The organism is Pseudomonas sp. Eqa60, from assembly GCF_018326405.1.
Taxonomy (GTDB): Bacteria; Pseudomonadota; Gammaproteobacteria; order Pseudomonadales; family Pseudomonadaceae; genus Aquipseudomonas; species Aquipseudomonas protegens.
The window spans coordinates 2,582,186-2,603,524 of the sequence record NZ_AP024342.1; the positions used below are offsets into that span (position 1 = coordinate 2,582,186).

The following is a 21,339-nucleotide window of genomic DNA, read 5'->3' on the forward strand; positions in this document are numbered from 1 at the left end:
GGATCAGGGGTAGCGGCAGGTCACTTCGGGGCGGTCGTAGCCCAGGCTGTCCATTTCGTTGAAGGGGTGCAGGAAGCCGTCCTGGGGCGAGGTGCTGACCAGGGCCCGGGGCTGCACCAGGGGAATCGGCTGGCGCAGTTCACCGTTCCACGGCCGGTAGCTGAGCTTGCGGCCCTTGAACCCGTCCAGGGGCAACTGGTCGCTGAGCAGCAGCGCTTGCAGGGCCCGAGGGTCGGTCTGGCGCAGTTTGCTCACCGCGCTGGCGACGCTGCGCACGGCCATCCAGGCGGCGAAGTCGCGGTCGTTCATCCAGCGCCCGGCCTGGGCTTCGAAGCGCTTTTGCAGCTGCGCGGCGCCGAAGGTTTCCACGCTCTTGTGCCAGCCGGTGGGGGTCAGGCCCTGGGTGCCGGCCACCGGGCGCGGGTACCAGGTCTGGTAGGGCAGGTATTCGCCGAAGTCGCCGCGCTCGTCGGCCACCAGCACCACGTCGTATTCGGCGGTCTGGGTGAACAGCGGCATGTCGGCCTGGGCGCTGCGGCGCTGGTCGTTGTCGAAGCTCCAGGCTTTCTCGGCGACCAGCTTCACGCCGAAGCGCTGGGTGGCCCGGCGCAAGGCGTCGGCGTAGGCCCGGTCGTCCTCGGTCTGGCCAACGATCAGCAAGGCCCGCTGCCATTTGCGCAGCACCATGAACTGCACCAGGGCGTCGGCCAGCATCGCCCGGCCGGGCAGGCTGTGCAGCACGTTGCCCAGGCACTGGCTGCTGCGCAGGGCATCGTCGGGGCTGCCGGCGTTGAACAAGAGGCTGTCGGGCAGGGCGGCGGACAACTCGCGCAGGCTGGCCGCCGGGGCATTCACCACGAACAGCCGCAGGCCCTGGTCATGCTGGGCCTTGGCGGCTTGCAGCAGCGCCTCCGGGCTGTCGACGCTGGCGCTGTCGAGCTGGAACTGCTGCTTGAGAAAGCGCCCGGTGCTGTTGCTGTCGACAATCGCCAGCTGGGCGCCCTGCAGCCCGGCGTCGGCGGGCTCGGGAATGATGTTGGACAGCAGCGGGCCGGGGTCGGGGCGATAGCCCAGGTAGCCGATGCGCACTTGCAGCGGTTCCTCGCCGGCTTGGCTCGCGGCCAGGGGCAACAGGACCGAGGCCAGGGCCAGCAGGCAAGTCGGGATAAGCGGGGCAGGCTGGTGCATAGGGCGCTCCACGGCAGGTGGCGCCAGCATAGGAAGAGTACCGGGGCGGGGAAATATGCAGAAAGTAGCGCCCGGGCAGTACCAAGGTAGTAGCCCGGCGCGGGTGCGGCGGTCTTAGCATGGTTGCAGCGGCCTCGACCCTGGAGAACACCGTCATGCGCATCCTCAAATTGCTGCTGTTGCCGTTGCTGCTGATCCTCAGCCTGATCGGCGTCGACCGTCTGCATGGCCCGCGCCCGGTGCTGCCCCCAGCGCTGCCGTTGGTGCCGGGGCGCTAGGCATGTCGGCGCTGTGGCGGATCAACCTGTGGGTGACGGCCTTCTTTGCTGTGGTGACCCTGGCCTGCGCCGGCTTGCTGCTGCACCAGGCGGTGGCCGATGTCGAGCGTGAGTTGCAGTCCGCCGAGGCGGTGGTGGAGTACTTGAGCGACAGCGCCGCGCGCAACCCGGCAGGCCTGCAACCGCACCTGACCCAGAGCCTGCGCCATGTACGGGTGCACTGGCTGGCGGCGGACGAGGCGGCCCGCATGCCGGAAGAGGCCGGGCTGGACGCCTGGCTCGGCCGCCAGCTGTTCAGCGAGCGCCGCCACAGCGCCCGCGAGCTGGACCTGGGCGACGGCCGCCGAGTGCTGATCGCCGTGGACGCGCGGGATGAGATCGATGAAGTCTGGGATTCCCTGCAACAGCTGTTGAGCCTGTGCGGCCTGGCCCTGCTCCTGAGCCTGCTGACCATCCGCTGGGCAGTACGTCGGGGCATGGGCTTGCTGGATGATTTGCTGCGGGCCTTGCAGCAGGTGTCCGGCGGGCAACTGGCGGTGCGCCTGCGCGAAGCCGGCCTGCCGGAAGCGCGGCAACTGGCCGGGCACTTCAACCGCATGACCGCGACCCTGGAACAGACCCGCGCCGACAACGCGCAACTGACCCAGGCCCTGCTGGCGGTGCAGGAGCGCGAGCGCACCTACCTGGCGCAGACCCTGCACGACGACCTCGGGCAATACCTGGCGGGCATTCGCGCCCAGGCCTGCCTGCTGCGCATGGTCAGCAACCAGCCCACGGTGGTGGAGCGCACGGCCCAGGCCCTGGAGCTCAACTGCGAGCGCTTGCAGCAAGGCTTTCGCGCCCTGGTGCAGGACCTGTACCCGGTGGTGCTGCAGCACCTGCCGCTGGCCGAAGCCTTCAGCCTGCTGGTGAGCCAATGGCAGGACAGCCAGGGCATCGACTGCCAATTGCGGGTCGGCGCCGACCTGCCAGCGTTGCCCAGCGCCAGCAAGACCCACCTCTACCGCCTGCTGCAAGAAGCGCTGACCAATGTCGCCCGGCACGCCGGCGCCAGCCAGGTACGGGTGCGCCTGCAACGCAGCGCCCGGGGCTTGCGCCTGCTGGTGCGCGACAACGGTTGCGGCGCGCGCCAGCCCCAGCGCCCCGGCGTCGGCCTGCACTCGATGGCTGAACGGGCCCGCAGCCTGGGCGGCGAACTGCACATCCTCAGCCGTCCCGGCGCCGGTTGGGCACTGGCCTTGAACATGCCCCTGAACATGCCCATGGAGGCCTGATGAACATCTTGTTGGTGGATGACCACGCCGTGGTCCGCCAGGGTTACGCCAGCCTGCTGCGCGCGGTATTGCCGGCGATGCAGGTGCGCGAAGCGGCCAGCGGCGAAGAGGCCCTGGCCCGGGTCGCCGAAGAAGTGCCGCAGCTGGTGATCATGGATTTCGGCCTGCCGGGCATCAGCGGCCTGGAGACCACCCGCCGCCTGCGCCAGCGCCTGCCGCAGCTGCGGGTGCTGTTTTTCAGCATGCACGACGAACTGCCCCTGGTGCGCCAGGCCCTGGAGGCGGGAGCCTCGGGCTACCTGACCAAGAACTCCGCGCCCCAGGTGCTGATCGAAGCGGTGCACCGAGTGCTGGCCGGGCACGCCTACATCGAGCAGCCCCTGGCCACCCAACTGGCCTGCACCCCGGCGCAGAACGCCAGCGACCCGCGCTTGCAGAGCATGACCCAGCGCGAGCTGGAGATCTTCGTGATGCTGGCCAAGGGCACCCCGGCGCGGGTGATTGCCGAGCAGTTGTGCATCAGCGCCAAGACCGTGTCCAACCATTTGACCTTGCTCAAGAGCAAGTTGCAGGTCAGCTCCCATGCGGAGTTGGTGCATTTGGGGATTGATATGGGGGTGGTGCGGGTGAGTAGCGGCTAGCTACAAGTGGTAAGCGGCAAGATAAATTCAGTATTTTGCTTATTATTTTGCTAATTCACGGGATAAAAATCAGATTTATGAAGTTATTGGGTTCTTCATAAATTTCCAGCATAACTCTATAATTTTGAGTGTTATGTGAGATTTAAGGATTTAACACTCGATATGCTGAATTTAACGCTTGCCAGGCCGGATGAGGTGCTCAAGCTGCTTTGCACCCGCCTGCGCCAGGAACGCCTGTCCCAGCAGATGACTCAGGCCGAAGTCGCCGCCCGTGCCGGCATCGGGGTTGGCACCCTGTCCAATCTGGAGGCCGGGCGTAGTGTCGCATTCGACAGCGTGGTTCGCGTGGCGATGGTGCTGGGGCGTCTTCGCGAGCTGGAGCAATTATTCCTGCCGCAGCTGGAAAGCCTCGACGACATCCTCCGTTATGAACAGGGCGCCCAGCGGCAGCGCGTCAAAAGGAAGTCCGCCGATGCTTAAGCAAGTCGATGTCTACTACGACGGTTGGGGGGAGCACTGGCGCTGGGGTTCGCTGGTATCCACGACGGCGCTGACCGGCCGCCCCTTGATTGCCTTCGAGTACAGCGAGGAGGCACAGGATCGCGGCCTGGAACTGTCGGCCTTGCGCTTGCCGCTCAAGGGCCCGAGGCTGCGTCGGGACTTTCCCGATCATCAACTGTGGCTGCCGGGGCCGGTCTATGACTCGCTGCCTGACGGTTGGGGCATGTTGCTGATGGATCGCCTGTTCAAACGCCGTGGTCTCAACCCCGCGCAGATTGGTCCTTTGGAGCGACTGACCTATATCGGCACCCAAGCCATGGGCGCGATGTCGTTCGAGCCTGTGGCGCCGGAGCTGTTCATGGCGCCTGAAGAGGTTCCCCTTGAGCGACTGGCTGCCGAAGTTCAGGAGGTGCTCCATGGTCAGGGCGGGGAGTTTCTGCAGCGACTGCTGCGGATGGGCGGCTCGCCGCAGGGCGCTCGACCCAAGGCCTTGCTCTATCGCGACCCTGCGGGAGGGCGTTTCAGCACGGCGGCGGCATCTGGCCTGGAAGCCTGGTTGATCAAGTTCCCGGGAGCGGGTGAACACCCCGAGGTCTGTGCTATCGAAGCTGTCTACGCACAATGCTTGCGCGAATGCGCCATCGAAACGTCGGACAGTGAACACTTCGAGCTACCCAATGGACAGGCGGCCTTCGCCACCCGAAGATTCGACCGGCACAAAGACATGCGCGTGCCCATGCAAAGCCTGGCCGCCTTTACCGGTGCGGACTACCGAGCAGCCGGGGCGCTGGACTACAGCAATTTCCTGCGGGCAACCCAGTACTGCTGCAATGATGTGCGGGAAAAGGCGCTGGCCTTTGCCCGGATTGTGTTCAACGTGGCGTTCAACAACCGTGACGACCACCCGAAGAATTTTGCCTACCTTATGTCGTCGAGCGGCCAGTGGAAGCTGGCGCCGGCTTACGACGTGACCTTCTGCGAGGGGCCGGGCGGCTATCACCAGATGGACGTATTGGGCGAGGCGTTGCACATCACTCGCAAGCACTTGCTCAGGCTCGCGGCGGTGGAGGCGGAACTCTCGGTGAGGGAGGCCACCGATATCATCGAGCACATCTGCCAGGTTGCCAGCGGCTTTACCCGCAGCGCCCGGTCCCGGTTCCCGGGTGGCATCACCGTGGACACCCTGAGCATGATTCAGGCGCGCATCGACGAAAACCTTGCGCGACTCAGCTAGCGTGGCTGTAGCTGCTATTGAACTGGCGATTGTTCCAATAGCAGGTACAGCGAGGCGCTTGGTCATGCCTGGGGCAACGGCCTATTTATCCCAACTCCCCGGACACCCCTGGCACCCCTCCATATTGGCATCCTGAAAATTCCCATAGTGCTGCCGCGCCCCGCGCAGGTCGGCGCGTTCCAGATTGCTCTCGCCAAACTTCGCCTCCTGCAGATTGGCATCACTCAGATCGGCCCCTTGCAGATCCGCCTTGCTCAACCAGGCCATCTCCAGGTCCGCCGCCCGCAGTTTGGCCTGGTGCAGCTTGGCCCCGGACAGGCGGGCAAATTGCAGGTAGGCCGCGCTGAGGTCGGCTTTTTCGAATTGCGCGCCCTGGGCAAACAGACCCCAGCCCTGGATCGCCATCAGCTTGGCGTCGGTAAAGTCCGCCAGCCGCAGGTTGCTCTGTTGCAGGCTGGCGCGGGTCAGGTTGGCGCCTTGCAGGCGGGCCTTTTCCAGGTTGGCCAGGTCCAGTTGGGCGTGGCGCAGGTCGGCGCCGGAGAGGTCGGCGCCGGCCAGGTTCATCTTGCGCAGGTCCTGGTTGGCCAGGTTGGCGCCACGCAGGTTGGCGCCGGGGCATTGGCTGGCTTCGGCGATCAGGCAGCCGTTGACGGTCAGCGGTACATCGTTGCCGTCGTCGTCGACATTCATTGCCAAGGCGGGGGAGAGGCCCAACAGCAGGGCCAGGGGCAGGTAGTTCATGGTGCGGTTCTCCAGGCTGGAGTGAAGGCGGGTGTGGCGAGGGAGCGGGCTCCCTCGCCACAGACAAGGCGGGGATGATCAGCGCTGGGCGGTCTTGTTATCCCAGCTCGGGATCTTGAACACCCAGAACGAGCCGCCTTGGGCCACCGGCTTGGTCAGTTCGGCCATGTCGCCGCCCCACAGCGGCACCGCGCCGCCGTAGCCCACGGTCACGCCGATGTACTGCTCGCCATCCTGTTCCCAGGTGATGGGCGGCGAAACGATGCCGCTGCCGGTCTGGAATTTCCACAGCTCCTTGCCGGTCTTGGCGTCGAAGGCCTTGAAGAAACCGTCGCCGGTGCCGGTGAACACCAGGTTGCCCTTGGTCGCCAGGACGCCAGCCCACAGCGGCAGGTGTTCCTTGTGCTCCCAGACCAGCTTGCCGGTGGTCGGGTCCATGGCGCGCAGGGTGCCGACGTGGTCGTCGTACATGCGCTTGATACGGAAACCCATCCCCAGGTAGGCCGAGCCTTTCTTGTAGTTCACTTCCTCGGTCCAGTACTCCTCCTTCCACTGGTTGCCGGGGATGTAGAACAGCCCGGTGTCCTGGCTGTAGGCCATGGGGTTCCAGTTCTTGCCACCCAGGAACGGCGGCGAGACTTCCACCGGCTTGCCCTTGGTTTCACCCGGCAGCGGCTTGGCCGGACGCTGGCCTGGGTTTTCCACCGGGCGCCCGGTCTTGAGGTCGATGTGGCTGGCCCAGGTGATGTTGTCGACGAAGGGGAAGGCGTTCTGCAATTTGCCGTTGTTGCGGTCCACCACGTAGAAGAAGCCGTTGCGGTCGGCGTGGCCGGTGGCCTTGACCACCTTGCCGTCCTTGCCCTTGTAGTCGAACAGCACCAGTTCGTTGTTGCCGGAGAAGTCCCAGGCGTCGTTCGGCGTGTGCTGGTAGAACCATTTCACTTCGCCGGTGCTCGGGTCGACGCCGACCTGGCCCGAGGTGTACAGGCTGTCGTAGTCGTGGGGGTTGCCGTCCTTGGCGGTGCGCGCCCAGGTGTTCCACGGCCCGGGGTTGCCGGCGCCGACGATGATGGTGTTGGTTTCGGCATCGAAGCTGGCGCTCTGCCAAGGGGCGCCGCCGCCGTGGCTCCAGGCTTCGACCTTGCCGGTTTCGGTGGTCTTGTCGTCGGGCCAGGACGGCGCCTTGACGTCGCCGGTGGGGGTGCTGTCCTTGCCGTTCAGGCGGCCCATGTGGCCTTCGACGAAGGGCCGCATCCACACCTCTTCGCCGGTCTCCGGGTCGCGGGCGAACAGCTGGCCGACCACGCCGAATTCATCGCCCGAGCTGCCGTGGATCAGCAGCACCTTGCCGCTGGTCTTGTCCTTGATCAGCACCGGGGCGCCGGTCATGGTGTAGCCGGCGCTGTGGTCGCCGAACTTCTTGTTCCACACCACCTTGCCGGTGTTCTTGTCCAGGGCGATGACCCGGGCATCGAGGGTGCCGAAGTAGATCTTGTCGCCGTAGATCGCCGCGCCGCGGTTGACCACGTCGCAGCACGGGCGAATGTTGTCCGGCAGGCGGTGGTTGTAGGTCCACAGGCGCTTGCCGGTCTTGGCGTCCAGGGCGAACACCCGGGAGTAGGAGCCGGTGACGTAGACCACGCCGTCGCTGACGATGGCCTGGGATTCCTGGCCGCGCTGCTTCTCGTCGCCGAAGGAGTAGGACCAGGCCGGGGTCAGCTTGAACACGTTCTTGTCGTTGACCTGGGCCAGGGGGCTCCAGCGCTGGGCGTTGGTGCCCATGCCGTACTGCAGTACGTCCTTGGTGGTCAGGTGGTCGTTGGCGATGTCTTCCCAGGTCACGTTCTTGCCGGCAGGTGCCGCCGGGGCGGTGGCCGCTGTGGCCGCCGCGCCCAGGGACAGGCTGCCGGCCAGCAGCAGGGCCTGGACGGCAAGGCTCAGGGGGGAGAGGGCGGGTAGCGATCTTATTGTCATGGTTGCGGTTCCCAGTGGAGGTTTTGGCCTGACTAGGGTCTGCCGCGCGAGGCGCTTTGAGATACGGAAAAAGTCCCGCCCTTGCCGGGAATAGTTCCCGGGCGGCACCTGATTTAGGCCCGCGCCACAAGCCCTACTACCAAGGGAGTAGGGCGCGGCCACCAAAGCAGCATACGGCCGCCCGCCGGCTGTTTCTAAGATGGCGCCATGGCCTCTGTAGCTGAGGTCTTGCGTGCAATCTTGAGGGCATAACAATGACAACAAAACGCAACGCCTTGCTCGCGGTAGGGCTGCTGACCGGTGCCTTGGCCACCGGTGCCGTATGGGCCCATGGCAACGTGGTGCCCCAGGCGGTGGAAACCAAGGGCCTGACGCCGATCAAGGACGCCGGGGTGAGCGTCGATGGCGACGGCTGGGCTTCGGTCAACCCGTACCGCACCTCGCCCGAGCGCGACAAGGCGGTGGAAATCGGCGCCTCGGCCTACAACCAGAACTGCGCCGCCTGCCATGGCCTGGAAGCCAAGTCCGGCGGTATCGCTCCAGACCTGCGCATGCTCGACGCCGGCGAAGCCGGGGATGAATGGTTCGTCGAGCGGGTGCGCCACGGCGCGGTGCGCGATGGCCGGGTGTACATGCCGAAGATGGCCGACTACCTGAGCCAGGAAGCCCTGTGGGCGGTGCGCACCTACCTGGACAGCGTGCGCGTCGAGGAGTGATCGCCATGGGCCGCTTCGCCCTGTTCCTGGCTGGCCTGCTGCTGTGTTGCGCCACGGCCCAGGCCGAGGTGCGCAACTACGACACGATGATCGCCTCCGGTGAGTTGACGGTGGCGGTGTACCAGGATTTTGCCCCCTACAGCTTCGAGGACCAGGGCCAGCCGCGGGGCGTCGATGTGGAGCTGGCGCAAGCCCTGGCCGAGGCCCTGGGGGTGCGCCTGCAACTGATCTGGGCGCCCCCCGGGGAGAAGCTCGACGACGATTTGCGCGACTACATCTGGCGCGGCAGCCCGCTGCGCCACCAGCAGTTGGCCGACCTGATGATGCGCGTGCCCTACGACCACGACTACGCGCAAAAGCGCAACGAACTGGGGGAGCTGGCCAACGATCACGTGGTGATGTTCGGCCCCTATCAGGAGGAGCGCTGGCAGGTGGCATTCGACCGCCGCCGGCTGGATTCGGTGGCCAGTGTCGCGGTGTTCCAGGAGCACCCCATTGGCGTCGAGGTGGACAGCGTGCCGTCGTTCTACCTGACCTCGGTGTTCAACGGCATGCTCAGTGCCAAGACCCACCATTACCCCAGCGTGCAACAGGCGTTCGGCGCCTTGCGGGCCGGGCAGGTGGACGCGGTGATGGCCATGCGCGGCGAGATCGACTGGCAGTTGCATAAGGCCGCTGATCCGCAGTTGGCCCTGGCGGAAAACGCCTACCCGAACATGGGCAAGCAGGTGTGGGAGATCGGCATGGCGGTGCATGAAAGCAACCGCCAGCTGGCCTATGCCGTGGAAGAGGCCCTGGAAGGGCTGATCCGCGACGGTCGCCTGCAGGCGCTGTACGCCCGTTATGGCCTGCGTTACGAGGTCCCGGAGATGTATCAATAGGAGCTGCGATGAACTGGCGAGCGACCTGTCTGCTGGCGTGCTGGCTGCCCTTGGCGACCCCGGTGCTGGCCGCCGATCCGCAGGCCCCGGGCCCGGACCCGGTGCCCTCGGTGATGTGGGCCTTCTACCACAAGCAATTGCTGGGGGAGGCGGCGTTCGTCTTCGATGACCGGGTCAAGCTGCTGGCGCCGCCCTTTGCCGAGGATGCGCGGCAGGTGCCCCTGGAGATCGACGCCCGGGCCTTTGGCGGCGAGGTGGTACGCATCCTTGCCTGGGCCGAGCTCAACCCCTTGCCGCGCATCGTCGATTTCGAACCGGGGGAGCGAGTGCTGCCCTGGCTGTCGATCCGCATCCGTATCGAGCAGGCCACGCCGCTGCGCGCCGCGGTGCTGACCCGCGATGGCCTGTGGCACGTGGGCTCGACCCTGATCGATGCCGCGGGCGGCGGCTGTACCGCCCCCAGCGTGGTGCGCACCCAGCCCGGCTGGGAGGAGCACATCGGCGAGGTGCTGGGCGGGCGCTATCCCCGTGGGGATGCCAGCCGCCTGCGCTTGCAAGTGTCCCACCCGATGGACAACGGCCTGGTCAGCGGCGTCCCCGAGTTCTTTCTCAACCACGCCGAATTGCGCGACCAGAACGACCAGCGCCTGGCCAGCCTCGAACTGTTCCCGGCGGTCAGCGAAAACCCCAACCTGGCGTTCGATATCCAGGGGCCGGGGCAGACCCGCTTGCTGTTGCGCGACAACAGCGGCAACCAGTTCGAGGCCAGGCTGCCCTGACCGCATCCTTTGACCCACCCGAGCCGAGGCGCGCCATGCGTTGGATCCTGCTGTTGCTGCTTTGCCTGGGCCTGCCGGCCCGGGCCGACCTGGACTATCCACTCAAGCCCCGGCAGATCGCCGCGGGCACCTGGCTGCTGGAAGGCAGCACCGACAACTTCGCCAAGGCCAATGGCGGCAACATCGTCAACACCGGCTTCATCGTCACCGACAGCGGGGTGGTGGTGATCGACAGCGGGCCGTCGAAACGCTACGGCGAAGCCTTGCGCCGGGCGATTGCCGCCACCACCGACAAGCCGGTGATCCAGTTGCTGCTGACCCACCATCACCCCGACCATGTGCTGGGCAATCAGGCTTTTGGCGACGTGCCCATCGGCGCCCTGGCCGGCACCGGCGACCTGCTGCGCCAGCAGGGCGAGGCCATGGCCGAGAACATGTACCGCATGGTCGGCGACTGGATGCGCGGCACCGAGGTGGTGCTGCCGACCCAGGTGCTTGAGCCCGGGGTGCTTGAGGTGGGCGGGCATCGCTTGCGCTTGCTGGGCCTGAGTGGGCACACCGGCGCTGATCTGGCGATTCTCGATGAGAACACCGGGGTGCTGTTTGCCGGTGACCTGGTGTTCTACGAGCGCGCGCTGACCACCCCCAACAGCCCGGGGCTCGGGGCCTGGCTCAAGGACCTGGACACCTTGCAGGCCTTGCCGTGGAAACTGATCGTGCCTGGCCATGGCCCGGTGGCCAGCGATACGGCGCCCTTTGACCAGATGCGGGACTACCTGGGCTGGCTGGACGGGTTGATGCGCGACGGCGCCGCCCAGGGCGACGACATGGCAGAGATGATCCGCCGCCCGATCCCCGAGCGTTTTGCCGGCATCAGCCTGACCCGCTATGAGCTGATCCGCAGCGTCAGCCACCTGTACCCGCGTTACGAACGCCAGCGCCTGCAGCGTATCGACGGCCTGTAGGAGCCGGCTTGCCGGCGAAGGCGGTCTTGCTGGGCCTCTTCGCTGGCAAGCCAGCTCCTACGGTAGGCAGGTATATCGCGTGGGGCTTTGTAGGAGCCGGCTTGCCGGCGAAGGCGATCTTGTGGGCCTCTTCGCTGGCAAGCCAGCTCCTACGGTAGGCAGGGATAGCGCGTGGGGTTTTGTAGGGGGCGGCGGCCGCTCCTGTACCAAGGAACTAGAAAACTCCGCACTGCGGGCAATTGTTGGCAGGCAGGCCGGGACCAAGAATTCCCGGCAGACCGGGAAAATTTCCCGGGAACAACAATAACCGCCGAGGTAGCCGTCATGACCCAACCCCCACGTCGTCCCTTTTTCGCCGTGAGCCTGGTGCTCAGCGCCATGCTTCTGTCCAGCGCGGCCCTGGCCGCCGTCACCGATGAAGAGATCCTCCAGGACCCGAAGAACCCGCAGCAGATCGTCACCAACGGCCTGGGCGTCCAGGGCCAGCGCTACAGCCCGCTGGATATCCTCAACGTCGATAACGTCAAGGAGCTGCGGCCGGTCTGGGCCTTCTCCTTCGGCGGCGAGAAGCAGCGCGGCCAGCAGGCCCAGCCGCTGATCAAGGACGGGGTGATGTACATGACCGGTTCCTATTCCCGGGTGTTCGCCGTGGATGCGCGCACCGGCAAGAAACTCTGGCAGTACGACGCGCGCCTGCCGGACGACATCCGTCCGTGCTGCGACGTGATCAACCGCGGCGTGGCACTGTACGGCGACCTGGTGTTCTTCGGCACCCTGGACGCCAAGCTGGTGGCCCTGAACAAGGACACCGGCAAGGTGGTGTGGAGCAAGAAGGTCGCCGATCACAAAGAGGGTTACTCCATCAGCGCGGCGCCGATGATGGTCAACGGCAAGCTGATCACCGGGGTGGCCGGCGGCGAGTTCGGCGTGGTCGGCAAGATCCAGGCCTACGACCCGAAAAACGGCGAGCTGCTGTGGATGCGCCCCACCGTGGAAGGCCACATGGGCTACGTGTACAAGGACGGCAAGGCCATCGAGAACGGCATTTCCGGTGGCGAGGCGGGCAAGACCTGGCCGGGTGACCTGTGGAAGACCGGTGGCGCGGCGCCGTGGCTCGGCGGCTACTACGACCCGGAAACCAACCTGCTGCTGTTCGGCACCGGCAACCCGGCGCCGTGGAACTCCCACCTGCGCCCTGGCGACAACCTGTATTCCTCGTCGCGCCTGGCCCTGAACCCGGACGACGGCACCATCAAGTGGCACTTCCAGAGCACCCCCCACGACGGCTGGGACTTCGACGGCGTCAACGAGCTGATCTCCTTCAACTACAAGGAAGGCGGCAAGGAGATCAAGGCCGCCGCCACCGCCGACCGCAACGGCTTCTTCTACGTGCTCGATCGCACCAACGGCAAGTTCATCCGCGGCTTCCCCTTTGTCGACAAGATCACCTGGGCCACCGGCCTGGATAAGAACGGCCGGCCGATCTACAACGAGGCCAGCCGCCCTGGCGCCCCGGGTAGCGAAGCCAAGGGCAGCTCGGTGTTCGTCGCCCCGGCCTTCCTCGGCGCCAAGAACTGGATGCCCATGGCCTACAACCGCGACACCGGGCTGTTCTATGTGCCGTCCAACGAATGGGGCATGGACATCTGGAACGAAGGCATCGCCTACAAGAAGGGCGCGGCGTTCCTCGGCGCGGGCTTCACCATCAAGCCGCTGAACGAGGATTACATCGGCGTGCTGCGGGCCATCGACCCGATCAGCGGCAAGGAAGTCTGGCGCCACAAGAACTTCGCGCCGCTGTGGGGCGGGGTGCTGACCACCAAGGGCAACCTGGTGTTCACCGGCACGCCTGAGGGTTTCCTCCAGGCGTTCAACGCCAAGACCGGCGAGAAGGTCTGGGAATTCCAGACCGGCTCCGGGGTCCTGGGCTCGCCCGTGACCTGGGAAATGGACGGCGAGCAGTACGTCTCGGTGCTCTCCGGCTGGGGCGGCGCGGTGCCGCTGTGGGGCGGCGAAGTGGCCAAACGGGTCAAGGACTTCAACCAGGGCGGCATGCTCTGGACCTTCAAGTTGCCCAAGGATCTGGTGAGCAAACGCTGATCGTAGGCGCCAGCTTGCCGGCGAAGGCGCCCGCACGACCGCCTTCGCCGGCAAGCCGGCTCCTACAAAGCCCTAGCGATATCCCTGCCGACCGTAGGAGCCAGCTTGCTGGCGAAGAGGCCCGCAAGAGCGCTTTCGCCGGCAAGCCGGCTCCTACAAAGCCCTAGCGATATCCCTGCCGACCGTAGGAGCCAGCTTGCTGGCGAAGAGGCCCGCAAGAGCGCCTTCGCCGGCAAGCCGGCTCCCGCACAGGGCAATCAACCTACGACCAAATGACGAGAGCCCCCCTGCCAACGATGCATTCGTCCGGCACGCGGGGCTCTCTACCATCGAGCCATCGCCTGTCGTGGACAGGCATCGACCAGCAGAGGCCCAGCATGATCTACGCACAACCCGGAACCCCAGGCGCCGTCGTGTCCTTCAAGCCACGCTACGGCAATTTCATCGGTGGCCAGTTCGTGCCGCCGGTGGACGGCCAGTACTTCAGCAACACCTCGCCGGTCAACGGTGAGGTGATCGCCGAATTCCCGCGCTCCACTGCCGCGGACATCGACAAGGCCCTGGACGCCGCCCATGCCGCCGCCGATGCCTGGGGCAAGACCAGCGCCCAGGACCGTTCGCTGGTGCTGCTGAAGATTGCCGACCGCATCGAGCAGAACCTGGAGATCCTCGCGGTCAGCGAAACCTGGGACAACGGCAAGGCCGTGCGCGAAACCCTCAACGCCGACGTGCCCCTGGCCGCCGATCATTTCCGCTACTTCGCCGGTTGCATCCGTGCCCAGGAAGGCGGCGCCGCAGAGATCAACGAACTGACCACCGCCTACCATTTCCACGAACCCCTGGGCGTGGTCGGGCAGATCATCCCGTGGAACTTCCCGCTGCTGATGGCTGCCTGGAAACTCGCCCCGGCCCTGGCCGCCGGCAACTGCGTGGTGCTCAAGCCCGCCGAGCAGACCCCGCTGTCGATCATGGTCTTCGCCGAGCTGATCGCCGACCTGCTGCCGGCCGGGGTGCTGAACATCGTCCAGGGCTTTGGCCGCGAAGCCGGCGAGGCCCTGGCCACCAGCAAGCGCATCGCCAAGATCGCCTTCACCGGCTCGACCCCGGTGGGCTCGCACATCATGAAATGCGCCGCCGAGAACATCATTCCGTCCACCGTCGAACTGGGCGGCAAGTCGCCGAACATCTTCTTCGAAGACATCATGCAGGCCGAACCCAAGTTCATCGAAAAGGCCGCCGAAGGCCTGGTGCTGGCGTTCTTCAACCAGGGGGAAGTCTGCACCTGCCCATCCCGGGCCCTGGTCCAGGAGTCGATCTACGAGCCGTTCATGGCCGAGGTGATGAAGAAGATCGTCAAGATCAAGCGCGGCAACCCGCTGGACACCGAGACCATGGTCGGCGCCCAGGCGTCGCAGCAGCAGTACGAGAAGATCCTCTCCTACCTGCAGATCGCCCAGGAGGAGGGCGCCGAGCTGCTCACCGGTGGCGCCGCCGAGCTGTTGGAAGGTGACCTGGCCAGCGGCTATTACATCCAGCCGACCCTGCTCAAGGGCCACAACAAGATGCGCGTGTTCCAGGAAGAGATCTTCGGCCCGGTGGTGGGCGTGACCACCTTCAAGGACGAAGCCGAGGCCCTGGCGATCGCCAACGACAGCGAGTTCGGCCTGGGCGCCGGGCTGTGGACCCGCGACATCAACCGCGCCTACCGCATGGGGCGGGCGATCAAGGCCGGCCGCGTGTGGACCAACTGCTACCACCTGTACCCGGCCCACGCCGCGTTCGGTGGCTACAAGAAATCCGGGGTGGGCCGCGAGACCCACAAGATGATGCTCGACCACTACCAGCAGACCAAGAACCTGCTGGTGAGCTACGACATCAATCCCCTGGGCTTTTTCTAAGGGCAACAACAGGCGCGGGGGTTGGGTGCCACCGCGCTTGTGCGGGACGGACACGGGGAGGGCTCATGGGTGGGCACCTCCCCGTGTGCGTTGTGGGCGCAGCACCGCCAACCCTGTAGGAGCCAGCTTGCTGGCGAAGAGGCCCGCAAGACCACCCCCATTTCCCCCTACCAACGCACCCCGCCGGTTCGTCCCAAAGTAGCATTCGGCCCCCGCGCTCCCCGTGCATTAATGCCTTTACCGGAATCCCCCGGCACAACAAGAGGCTTGACCCCATGTGGCATAAACCCGCGTACACCGACCTGCGTATCGGCTTTGAAGTGACCATGTACTTCGCCAACCGCTGAGCCGTCCCGCTCCGGCCGGTACTGGTGTCGGCCGGAGCCTTTTGCCCTTCAGGAGCACCTCATGCATATCCGCATTCTCGGGTCCGCGGCGGGGGCGGTTTTCCCCAGTGGAACTGCAACTGCCGCAACTGCGCCGGCGTGCGCGACGGCAGCCTGCGCGCCCGGCGCCGCACCCAGTCGTCCATCGCCCTGAGCGACCATGGCAGCGAGTGGATCCTGTGCAACGCCTCCCCGGACATTCGCCAGCAGCTGGAGTCCTTTGCGGTGCTGCAACCGGCCCGACAGCTTCGGGACACCGCCCTGGCCGGGGTGATACTGCTGGACAGCCAGATCGACCATTGCACCGGCCTGCTCAGCCTGCGCGAAGGCTGCCCGCATCAGGTCTGGTGCACCGAGATGGTCCACCAGGACCTGTGCAGCGGCTTCCCCCTGTTCAACATGCTCAGCCACTGGAACGGCGGCTTGCAGTGGCAGCCCATCCACCTCGATGGCCGGGAATTCAGCCTGCCGGCCTGCCCGGACATCGCGCTGCGGGCGATTGCCCTGCGCAGCAGCGCGCCGCCGTATTCGCCCCATCGCGGCAACCCGCACCCGGGGGACAATATCGGCCTGTTCATCGAGGACCGGCGCAGCGGCGCCAGCCTGTTCTATGCCCCGGGTCTGGGGCAGGTGGATGAGGCCCTGCTGGCGTGGATGGAGCGCGCCGATTGCCTGCTGGTGGACGGCACCTTGTGGCGCGACGATGAAATGCGCGTCTGTGGCGTCGGCGACAAGCTGGGCAGCGAGATGGGCCATCTGGCGCAAAGCGGCCCCGGCGGCATGCTTGAGGTGCTGGAGCGCTTTCCCCGGGCGCGCAAGGTGCTGATCCACATCAACAACACCAACCCGATCCTCGACGAGGACTCCGCCGAGCGCGCCGAACTGACCCGCCGCGGCATCGAAGTGGCGCATGACGGCATGGACATCCATCTCTGACGCCACCCGGTCCCTGTAGCCGCTGCCGAGCCCGCGAGGCTGCGCAAAGGCCCGCAGGGCCTTGCCTGACCATCTCCCGCCAAACCCGCAGCGACCTCAAGAGCGCCGCGGCCCTTCGTGCCGTTCGCAGCCTGCGGCAGCGGCTACACCAACCTCGGATCGACACTGGCCCTGTAGCCGCTGCTGAGCCCTGGCGATCACCCGCCAAACCCGCAGCGGCCTCAAGAACGCTGCGGCCCTTCGTGCCGTTCGCAGCCTGCGGCAGCGGCTACACCAACCTCGGATCGGCACTGGCCCTGTAGCCGCTGCTGAGCCCTGGCGAAGCTGCGAAAAGGCCCGCAGGGCCTTGCCTGACCATCTCCCACCGAACCCGCAGCGGCCTCAAGCACGCTGCGGCCCTTCGTGCCGTTCGCAGCCTGCGGCAGCGGCTACATGGCCTGTAGCCGCTGCCGAGGCTGCGAAGTCCGCCGATGGTCGGATTGCTTTCAGCAACGGATGCTTTAGGCTGGCGTTCTTCTCCAGAACAATAAGAAAACAGGCTTCCCCAATGGGCCAGAATCTCAGTCTGCTGCGCAAGTTCGTCTCTCCGGAAATCATCTTTGGCGCCGGTTGCCGGCACAATGTCGGCAACTATGCGAAGACCTTCGGTGCGCGCAAGGTGCTGGTGGTCACCGACCCCGGGGTGATCGCCGCCGGCTGGGTCGCCGATGTCGAGGCCAGCCTGCTGGCCCAGGGCGTCGAGTACTGCCTGTACAGCGCGGTGTCGCCCAACCCGCGGGTGGAGGAGGTGATGCACGGCGCGCAGATCTACCGGGAAAACGCCTGCGATGTGATCGTCGCGGTCGGTGGCGGCAGCCCCATGGATTGCGGCAAGGGCATCGGCATCGTCGCCGCCCACGGGCGCAGCATCCTCGAGTTCGAGGGGGTGGACACCATCCGCATGCCCAGCCCCCCGCTGATCATGATCCCGACCACTGCCGGCACCTCGGCGGATGTCTCGCAGTTCGTGATCATCTCCAACCAGCAGGAGCGGATGAAGTTCTCCATCGTCAGCAAGGCGGTGGTCCCTGATGTGTCGCTGATCGACCCGGAAACCACCCAGGGCATGGACCCGTTCCTGTCCGCCTGCACCGGCATCGACGCCCTGGTGCATGCCATCGAGGCTTTCGTTTCCACCGGCCACGGGCCGCTGACCGATCCCCACGCCCTGGAAGCCATGCGCCTGATCAACGGCAACCTGGTGCAGATGATCGCCAACCCCTCGGACATCGCCCTGCGCGAGAAGATCATGCTCGGCAGCATGCAGGCCGGGCTGGCGTTCTCCAACGCGATCCTCGGCGCGGTGCATGCCATGTCCCACAGCCTGGGGGGCTTTCTCGACCTGCCTCACGGGCTGTGCAACGCGGTGCTGGTGGAGCATGTGGTGGCCTTCAACTACAGCGCGGCGCCGGAGCGCTTCAAGGTGATTGCCGAGACTTTCGGCATCGACTGCCGCGGGCTCAACCAGCGGCAGATCTGCGGGCGCCTGGTGGAGCACCTGATCGCCCTCAAGCGCGCCATCGGCTTCCACGAGACCCTGGGCCTGCATGGGGTCAGCAGCAGCGATATTCCGTTCCTCTCGCAGCACGCAATGGGCGACCCATGCATCCTCACCAACCCTCGTGAATCCAGCCAGCGTGATGTCGAGGTGGTCTATGGCGAGGCCCTCTGACGAACAGCAACGGGCCCTGGCCGGGCTCCTGGGGCTGGGCAACCACTCGGCGCGCAAGAGCCATTACCCGGAACTGGCGGCGCGCCTGGAAGACCTGGAAACCGAGCGCAACCGCTACAAGTGGCTGTTCGAGAACGCAGTGCACGGCATCTTCCAGGCCAGCCTGCAGGCCGGCATGCGTGCCGCCAACCCGGCCCTGGCGCGCATGCTGGGGTATCAGGACCCCCAGGAAGTGCTGTTTTCCCTGGCCGACCTGGCGGGCAACCTGTTCGTGGGCGGCGCCGGGGAACTGGCGGCCATCGGCGAGCAGTTGCAGAACCAGCGCAGCCTGCTGGGTTACGAAACCCAGCTGCGGCGCAAGGACGGCAGCAGCATCGATGTGCTGATGAACCTGTTGCTCAAGCCCGACCAGGACGGGCTGGTTGAAGGGTTCGTCGCCGACATCACCGAGCGCAAGCTGGCCCAGCAGCACCTGGAACAGCTCAACGACCAGCTGGAGCAGCGGGTGGCGGCGCGCACCGATGAGTTGCTGGACGCCAACCGCAACCTGCAGCAGCAGATCGCCCGGCGCGAGCGCATTGAGCGCGACCTGCGCGAGGCCCGGGACGCCGCCGAGGCGGCCAACCGCAGCAAGGACAAGTACCTGGCCGCCGCCAGCCACGACCTGCTGCAACCTCTGAATGCCGCACGCCTGCTGATTTCCACCCTGCGCGAGCGCAGCCTGCCGGCCCCGGAGCAACTGCTGGTGGAGCGCACCCACCAGGCCCTGGAAGGCGCCGAGGACCTGCTCACCGACCTGCTGGATATTTCCAGGCTCGATCAGGCGGCGGTGAAGCCGGACCTGGCCACCTACCGCCTGGATGAAATGCTCGCGCCCCTGGTCTCCGAGTTCCAGTCGGTGGCCGAGGCGGCGGGGCTGGGGCTGCGGGTGCGCTTCGGTGACTTTGCCCTGTTCACCGACTTGCGGCTGATGACGCGGATCCTGCGCAACTTCCTCAGCAATGCCTGCCGCTACACCGAGCGCGGCAGTATCCTGCTGGCGGCGCGCCGTCGCGGCGACCAGTTGCGGCTGGAGGTGTGGGACACCGGGCGCGGCATTGCCGCCGACCGCCTGGAGTCGATTTTCCTTGAGTTCAACCAGCTAGATGTAGGCCGCGCCGCCGACCGCAAAGGGGTGGGCCTGGGGCTGGCGATTGTCGAGCGCATCGCCAAGATCCTCGGCTATCGGGTGCAGGTAGCGTCGCGGCCGGGGCACGGTTCGCGGTTCAGCATCGAGGTGCCCCTGGCGGCCCGGGTGCCCTTGCCCTTGAGCCAGCAGGCGCCGCAGCCGGGCACCGGCAACCCGCTGCCGGGGCGGCGCCTGCTGGTGCTGGACAACGAGTTGAGCATTCTTGAAAGCATGGCCGCGCTGCTCGGCCAGTGGGGCTGCGAGGTGCTGACCGCCACCGATCAGGCCGCGGCCCTGGAGGTGCTGCAGGGCCGGGCGCCGGAGTTGATCCTGGCGGACTTCCACCTGGATCACGGGGTCACCGGCTGCCAGGTGGTCAGGCGCTTGCGCGAGCATTTCCAACAACCGCTGCCGGCGGTGATCATCACCGCCGACCGCAGCGACCAGTGCCGCCGCGCCTTGCAGCAACTGGGCGCGCCGCTGCTCAACAAACCGGTGAAGCCGGGCAAGTTGCGGGCCGTGCTCAGCCAGTTGCTGGGCTAGTGGTGGCAAGGGGGGCGGCTAAATCGATGCGCCGCGCGGGGCTCAGATGATGCGCAGCATCCACAGTAGGCCCAGGTAGACCGCTGCACAGCCCAGGGGCCAGACCACCAGCAGGCGGGTCTGGCTGAAGAACGACGGCGCTTTGCCCACCAGGGTCGAGTCTTCCAGCTGTTGCAGGGTCTTGGCGGGGACGCCTTCCTCCACCGGGGCCTGGAGCTGGGCCTCGATCAGCGGCTCGACTTCTTCGACCTTGCGTATCATCCCCCGGCCCGTGGCGAACAGCGCCGCGCCGACGAAGATCAGCAGATAGATCACCAGGAATTTCCAGTGGGAGGAGTAGCTCAGGTCGAGGAAGCTGGGCGTCGGGCTGTTGTCCCAGAACCAGTTCAAAGGCTGGGTGTTGGCATTGACCTGGTACACGAAATACTTGATCGGGCGGTTGATGGTCGAGGCCATGGTGGTGTAGCTGTCCAGGCGCCAGTAGAGCATTTTCAGGGTCGAGAAAAAGGTCGAGATCAAGGCACCGGTAAACAACAGTGCGCCTGCGGCGATGTACAGCCGGTACTGCAATTGGGCCCTGGTGTAGGTCATGGGTGCTTCCTGCAATGAACAAAAGGGCCGCAATACTATATTCCGTGGCCGCTGGGCGATAGGGGCGCGCCCTGGCTCATCGGTTGCCGCGTTGCAGGTTTGCGCTGGTGCCATGGGCGACACGGGTTATCCTTGAGCCCCCTTCAGGTCGGACGAGTCAGCCCATGCTGGAAGTACAAGGAGTGTTCAAGAGCTATGCCACCCCCCAGGGGCCGCTGGCGGTGCTGCAGGGTGTCGATTTGCACCTGGGGCAGGGCAGCAGCCTGGCGCTGATGGGCGAATCCGGCAGCGGCAAGAGCACCTTGCTGCATCTGGTGGCCGGGCTGGACCAGGTGGATGGCGGCAGCATTCGCATCGGCGCCCAGCGCCTGGAGCGCATGAGCGAAAGCCAGTTGGCCAACTGGCGCCGCACCGAAGTCGGCCTGGTGTTCCAGCAGTTCAACCTGATCGGCAGCTTGCGGGTCGAGGACAACCTGGGCTTCCAGGCGCGCCTGGCCGGGCGCTTCGATCCGCGCTGGCAGGCGCAGTTGGTGGAGCGCCTGGGCCTGGGGGACTTGCTGCGCCGCTACCCCGAACAGTTGTCCGGCGGCCAGCAGCAGCGGGTCGCTTTGGGCCGGGCCCTGGCGTCGAGGCCCGGGCTGTTGCTGGCCGATGAGCCCACCGGCAGCCTCGATGAAACCACCAGTGACCAGGTGCTGGATTTGCTGCTGGAATTGCTGGCCGACAGCCCCACCAGTTTGCTGATGGTGACCCACAGCCAGCGCGTGGCCAGCCGTTTGCAACACACCGTGGTCCTGCAGCGTGGCCGCCTGGCCGCAGCGGGCGGGGCCTGAG

19 protein-coding genes and 1 pseudogene are annotated in these 21,339 nt (G+C 66.1%); 16 read left to right on the forward strand and 4 right to left on the reverse strand.

All coding sequences use genetic code 11. From position 1 onward, the window contains the following. Nucleotides 1-3: 3 nt before the first annotated feature. Nucleotides 4-1,188: an ABC transporter substrate-binding protein gene (locus KI242_RS11815; RefSeq protein ID WP_212806176.1), complete on the reverse strand. Its 1,185-nt coding sequence runs from the start codon at nt 1,186-1,188 to the stop codon at nt 4-6. 119 nt (nt 1,189-1,307) lie between these two features. On the opposite strand from KI242_RS11815, the gene KI242_RS11820 reads away from it, so the two are divergent. From KI242_RS11820 to KI242_RS11840, 5 genes are all read left to right on the forward strand, one after another. Beyond that, nucleotides 1,308-1,466, forward strand: a complete 159-nt coding sequence (locus tag KI242_RS11820) for a hypothetical protein (RefSeq protein WP_212806408.1) — start codon at nt 1,308-1,310, stop codon at nt 1,464-1,466. A gap of 2 nt (nt 1,467-1,468) precedes the next feature. Then, nucleotides 1,469-2,740, forward strand: a complete 1,272-nt coding sequence (locus tag KI242_RS11825) for a HAMP domain-containing sensor histidine kinase (RefSeq protein ID WP_212806177.1) — start codon at nt 1,469-1,471, stop codon at nt 2,738-2,740. Next, nucleotides 2,740-3,381, forward strand: a complete 642-nt coding sequence (locus KI242_RS11830) for a response regulator transcription factor (protein WP_210671287.1) — start codon at nt 2,740-2,742, stop codon at nt 3,379-3,381. Before KI242_RS11825 ends, KI242_RS11830 begins: the two co-directional genes overlap by 1 nt. A gap of 162 nt (nt 3,382-3,543) precedes the next feature. After that, entirely contained in the window at nt 3,544-3,861 is a 318-nt protein-coding gene (locus KI242_RS11835; protein WP_053150465.1) for a helix-turn-helix transcriptional regulator, read from the forward strand. Beyond that, nucleotides 3,854-5,116 carry a type II toxin-antitoxin system HipA family toxin gene (locus KI242_RS11840; protein WP_053157510.1) on the forward strand — a complete coding sequence of 421 codons (1,263 nt, stop codon included), beginning with the start codon at nt 3,854-3,856 and terminating at the stop codon, nt 5,114-5,116. The genes KI242_RS11835 and KI242_RS11840 overlap by 8 nt, the downstream gene beginning before the upstream one ends. An 81-nt stretch (nt 5,117-5,197) precedes the next feature. Here KI242_RS11840 and KI242_RS11845 read toward each other — a convergent pair whose 3' ends face one another. Together KI242_RS11845 and exaA are read right to left on the reverse strand one after the other, a co-directional pair. Further along, nucleotides 5,198-5,857 (reverse strand): pentapeptide repeat-containing protein, encoded by a 660-nt coding sequence (locus KI242_RS11845; protein WP_210672610.1) that lies wholly within the window; start codon nt 5,855-5,857, stop codon nt 5,198-5,200. Between the two features lie 78 nt (nt 5,858-5,935). After that, nucleotides 5,936-7,831, reverse strand: a complete 1,896-nt coding sequence (gene exaA / locus KI242_RS11850; RefSeq protein ID WP_123473644.1) for a quinoprotein ethanol dehydrogenase — start codon at nt 7,829-7,831, stop codon at nt 5,936-5,938. Between the two features lie 254 nt (nt 7,832-8,085). Between exaA and pedF the strand changes: the two genes are divergently transcribed. The 10 genes and pseudogenes from pedF (at nt 8,086) to KI242_RS11900 (ending at nt 19,914) form a co-directional block, all read left to right on the forward strand. Beyond that, complete coding sequence (gene pedF / locus KI242_RS11855; RefSeq protein ID WP_212806178.1) at nt 8,086-8,547, forward strand: cytochrome c-550 PedF; 462 nt, start codon at nt 8,086-8,088, stop codon at nt 8,545-8,547. A 5-nt stretch (nt 8,548-8,552) separates the two neighbouring features. After that, a complete protein-coding gene (locus KI242_RS11860) occupies nt 8,553-9,428 on the forward strand; it encodes a transporter substrate-binding domain-containing protein (protein ID WP_212806179.1) in 876 nt (291 codons plus the stop codon). Between the two features lie 8 nt (nt 9,429-9,436). Continuing rightward, on the forward strand, nt 9,437-10,207 hold the full coding sequence (locus tag KI242_RS11865; RefSeq protein WP_053157523.1) for a quinoprotein dehydrogenase-associated SoxYZ-like carrier: 771 nt from the start codon (nt 9,437-9,439) through the stop codon (nt 10,205-10,207). Between the two features lie 35 nt (nt 10,208-10,242). Beyond that, nucleotides 10,243-11,172, forward strand: coding sequence for a quinoprotein relay system zinc metallohydrolase 1 (locus KI242_RS11870; RefSeq protein WP_212806180.1), 930 nt, complete (start codon nt 10,243-10,245; stop codon nt 11,170-11,172). Between the two features lie 324 nt (nt 11,173-11,496). Further along, nucleotides 11,497-13,272, forward strand: coding sequence for a PQQ-dependent alcohol dehydrogenase PedH (gene pedH, locus KI242_RS11875; RefSeq protein WP_011060519.1), 1,776 nt, complete (start codon nt 11,497-11,499; stop codon nt 13,270-13,272). A 377-nt stretch (nt 13,273-13,649) separates the two neighbouring features. Beyond that, nucleotides 13,650-15,170, forward strand: a complete 1,521-nt coding sequence (locus KI242_RS11880; protein WP_015635021.1) for an aldehyde dehydrogenase family protein — start codon at nt 13,650-13,652, stop codon at nt 15,168-15,170. A 275-nt stretch (nt 15,171-15,445) separates the two neighbouring features. Continuing rightward, complete coding sequence (pqqA, locus tag KI242_RS11885; protein ID WP_011060521.1) at nt 15,446-15,517, forward strand: pyrroloquinoline quinone precursor peptide PqqA; 72 nt, start codon at nt 15,446-15,448, stop codon at nt 15,515-15,517. A gap of 61 nt (nt 15,518-15,578) precedes the next feature. Further along, nucleotides 15,579-16,492: pseudogene (pqqB, locus tag KI242_RS11890) on the forward strand (pyrroloquinoline quinone biosynthesis protein PqqB). Nucleotides 16,493-17,039: 547 nt separating this feature from the next. Continuing rightward, complete coding sequence (gene ercA, locus KI242_RS11895; RefSeq protein ID WP_011060523.1) at nt 17,040-18,203, forward strand: alcohol dehydrogenase-like regulatory protein ErcA; 1,164 nt, start codon at nt 17,040-17,042, stop codon at nt 18,201-18,203. Continuing rightward, on the forward strand, nt 18,187-19,914 hold the full coding sequence (locus KI242_RS11900; RefSeq protein WP_015635023.1) for a NahK/ErcS family hybrid sensor histidine kinase/response regulator: 1,728 nt from the start codon (nt 18,187-18,189) through the stop codon (nt 19,912-19,914). Before ercA ends, KI242_RS11900 begins: the two co-directional genes overlap by 17 nt. A gap of 42 nt (nt 19,915-19,956) precedes the next feature. On the opposite strand, the gene KI242_RS11905 is transcribed toward KI242_RS11900, so the two are convergent. Further along, the gene (locus KI242_RS11905) at nt 19,957-20,505 is read right to left on the reverse strand and encodes a YniB family protein (RefSeq protein WP_019093656.1); all 549 of its coding nucleotides are present in this window, start codon (nt 20,503-20,505) and stop codon (nt 19,957-19,959) included. A 164-nt stretch (nt 20,506-20,669) separates the two neighbouring features. Between KI242_RS11905 and KI242_RS11910 the strand changes: the two genes are divergently transcribed. Then, nucleotides 20,670-21,338 (forward strand): ABC transporter ATP-binding protein, encoded by a 669-nt coding sequence (locus tag KI242_RS11910; protein WP_011060526.1) that lies wholly within the window; start codon nt 20,670-20,672, stop codon nt 21,336-21,338. The last annotated feature ends 1 nt before the right edge of the window (nt 21,339 follow it).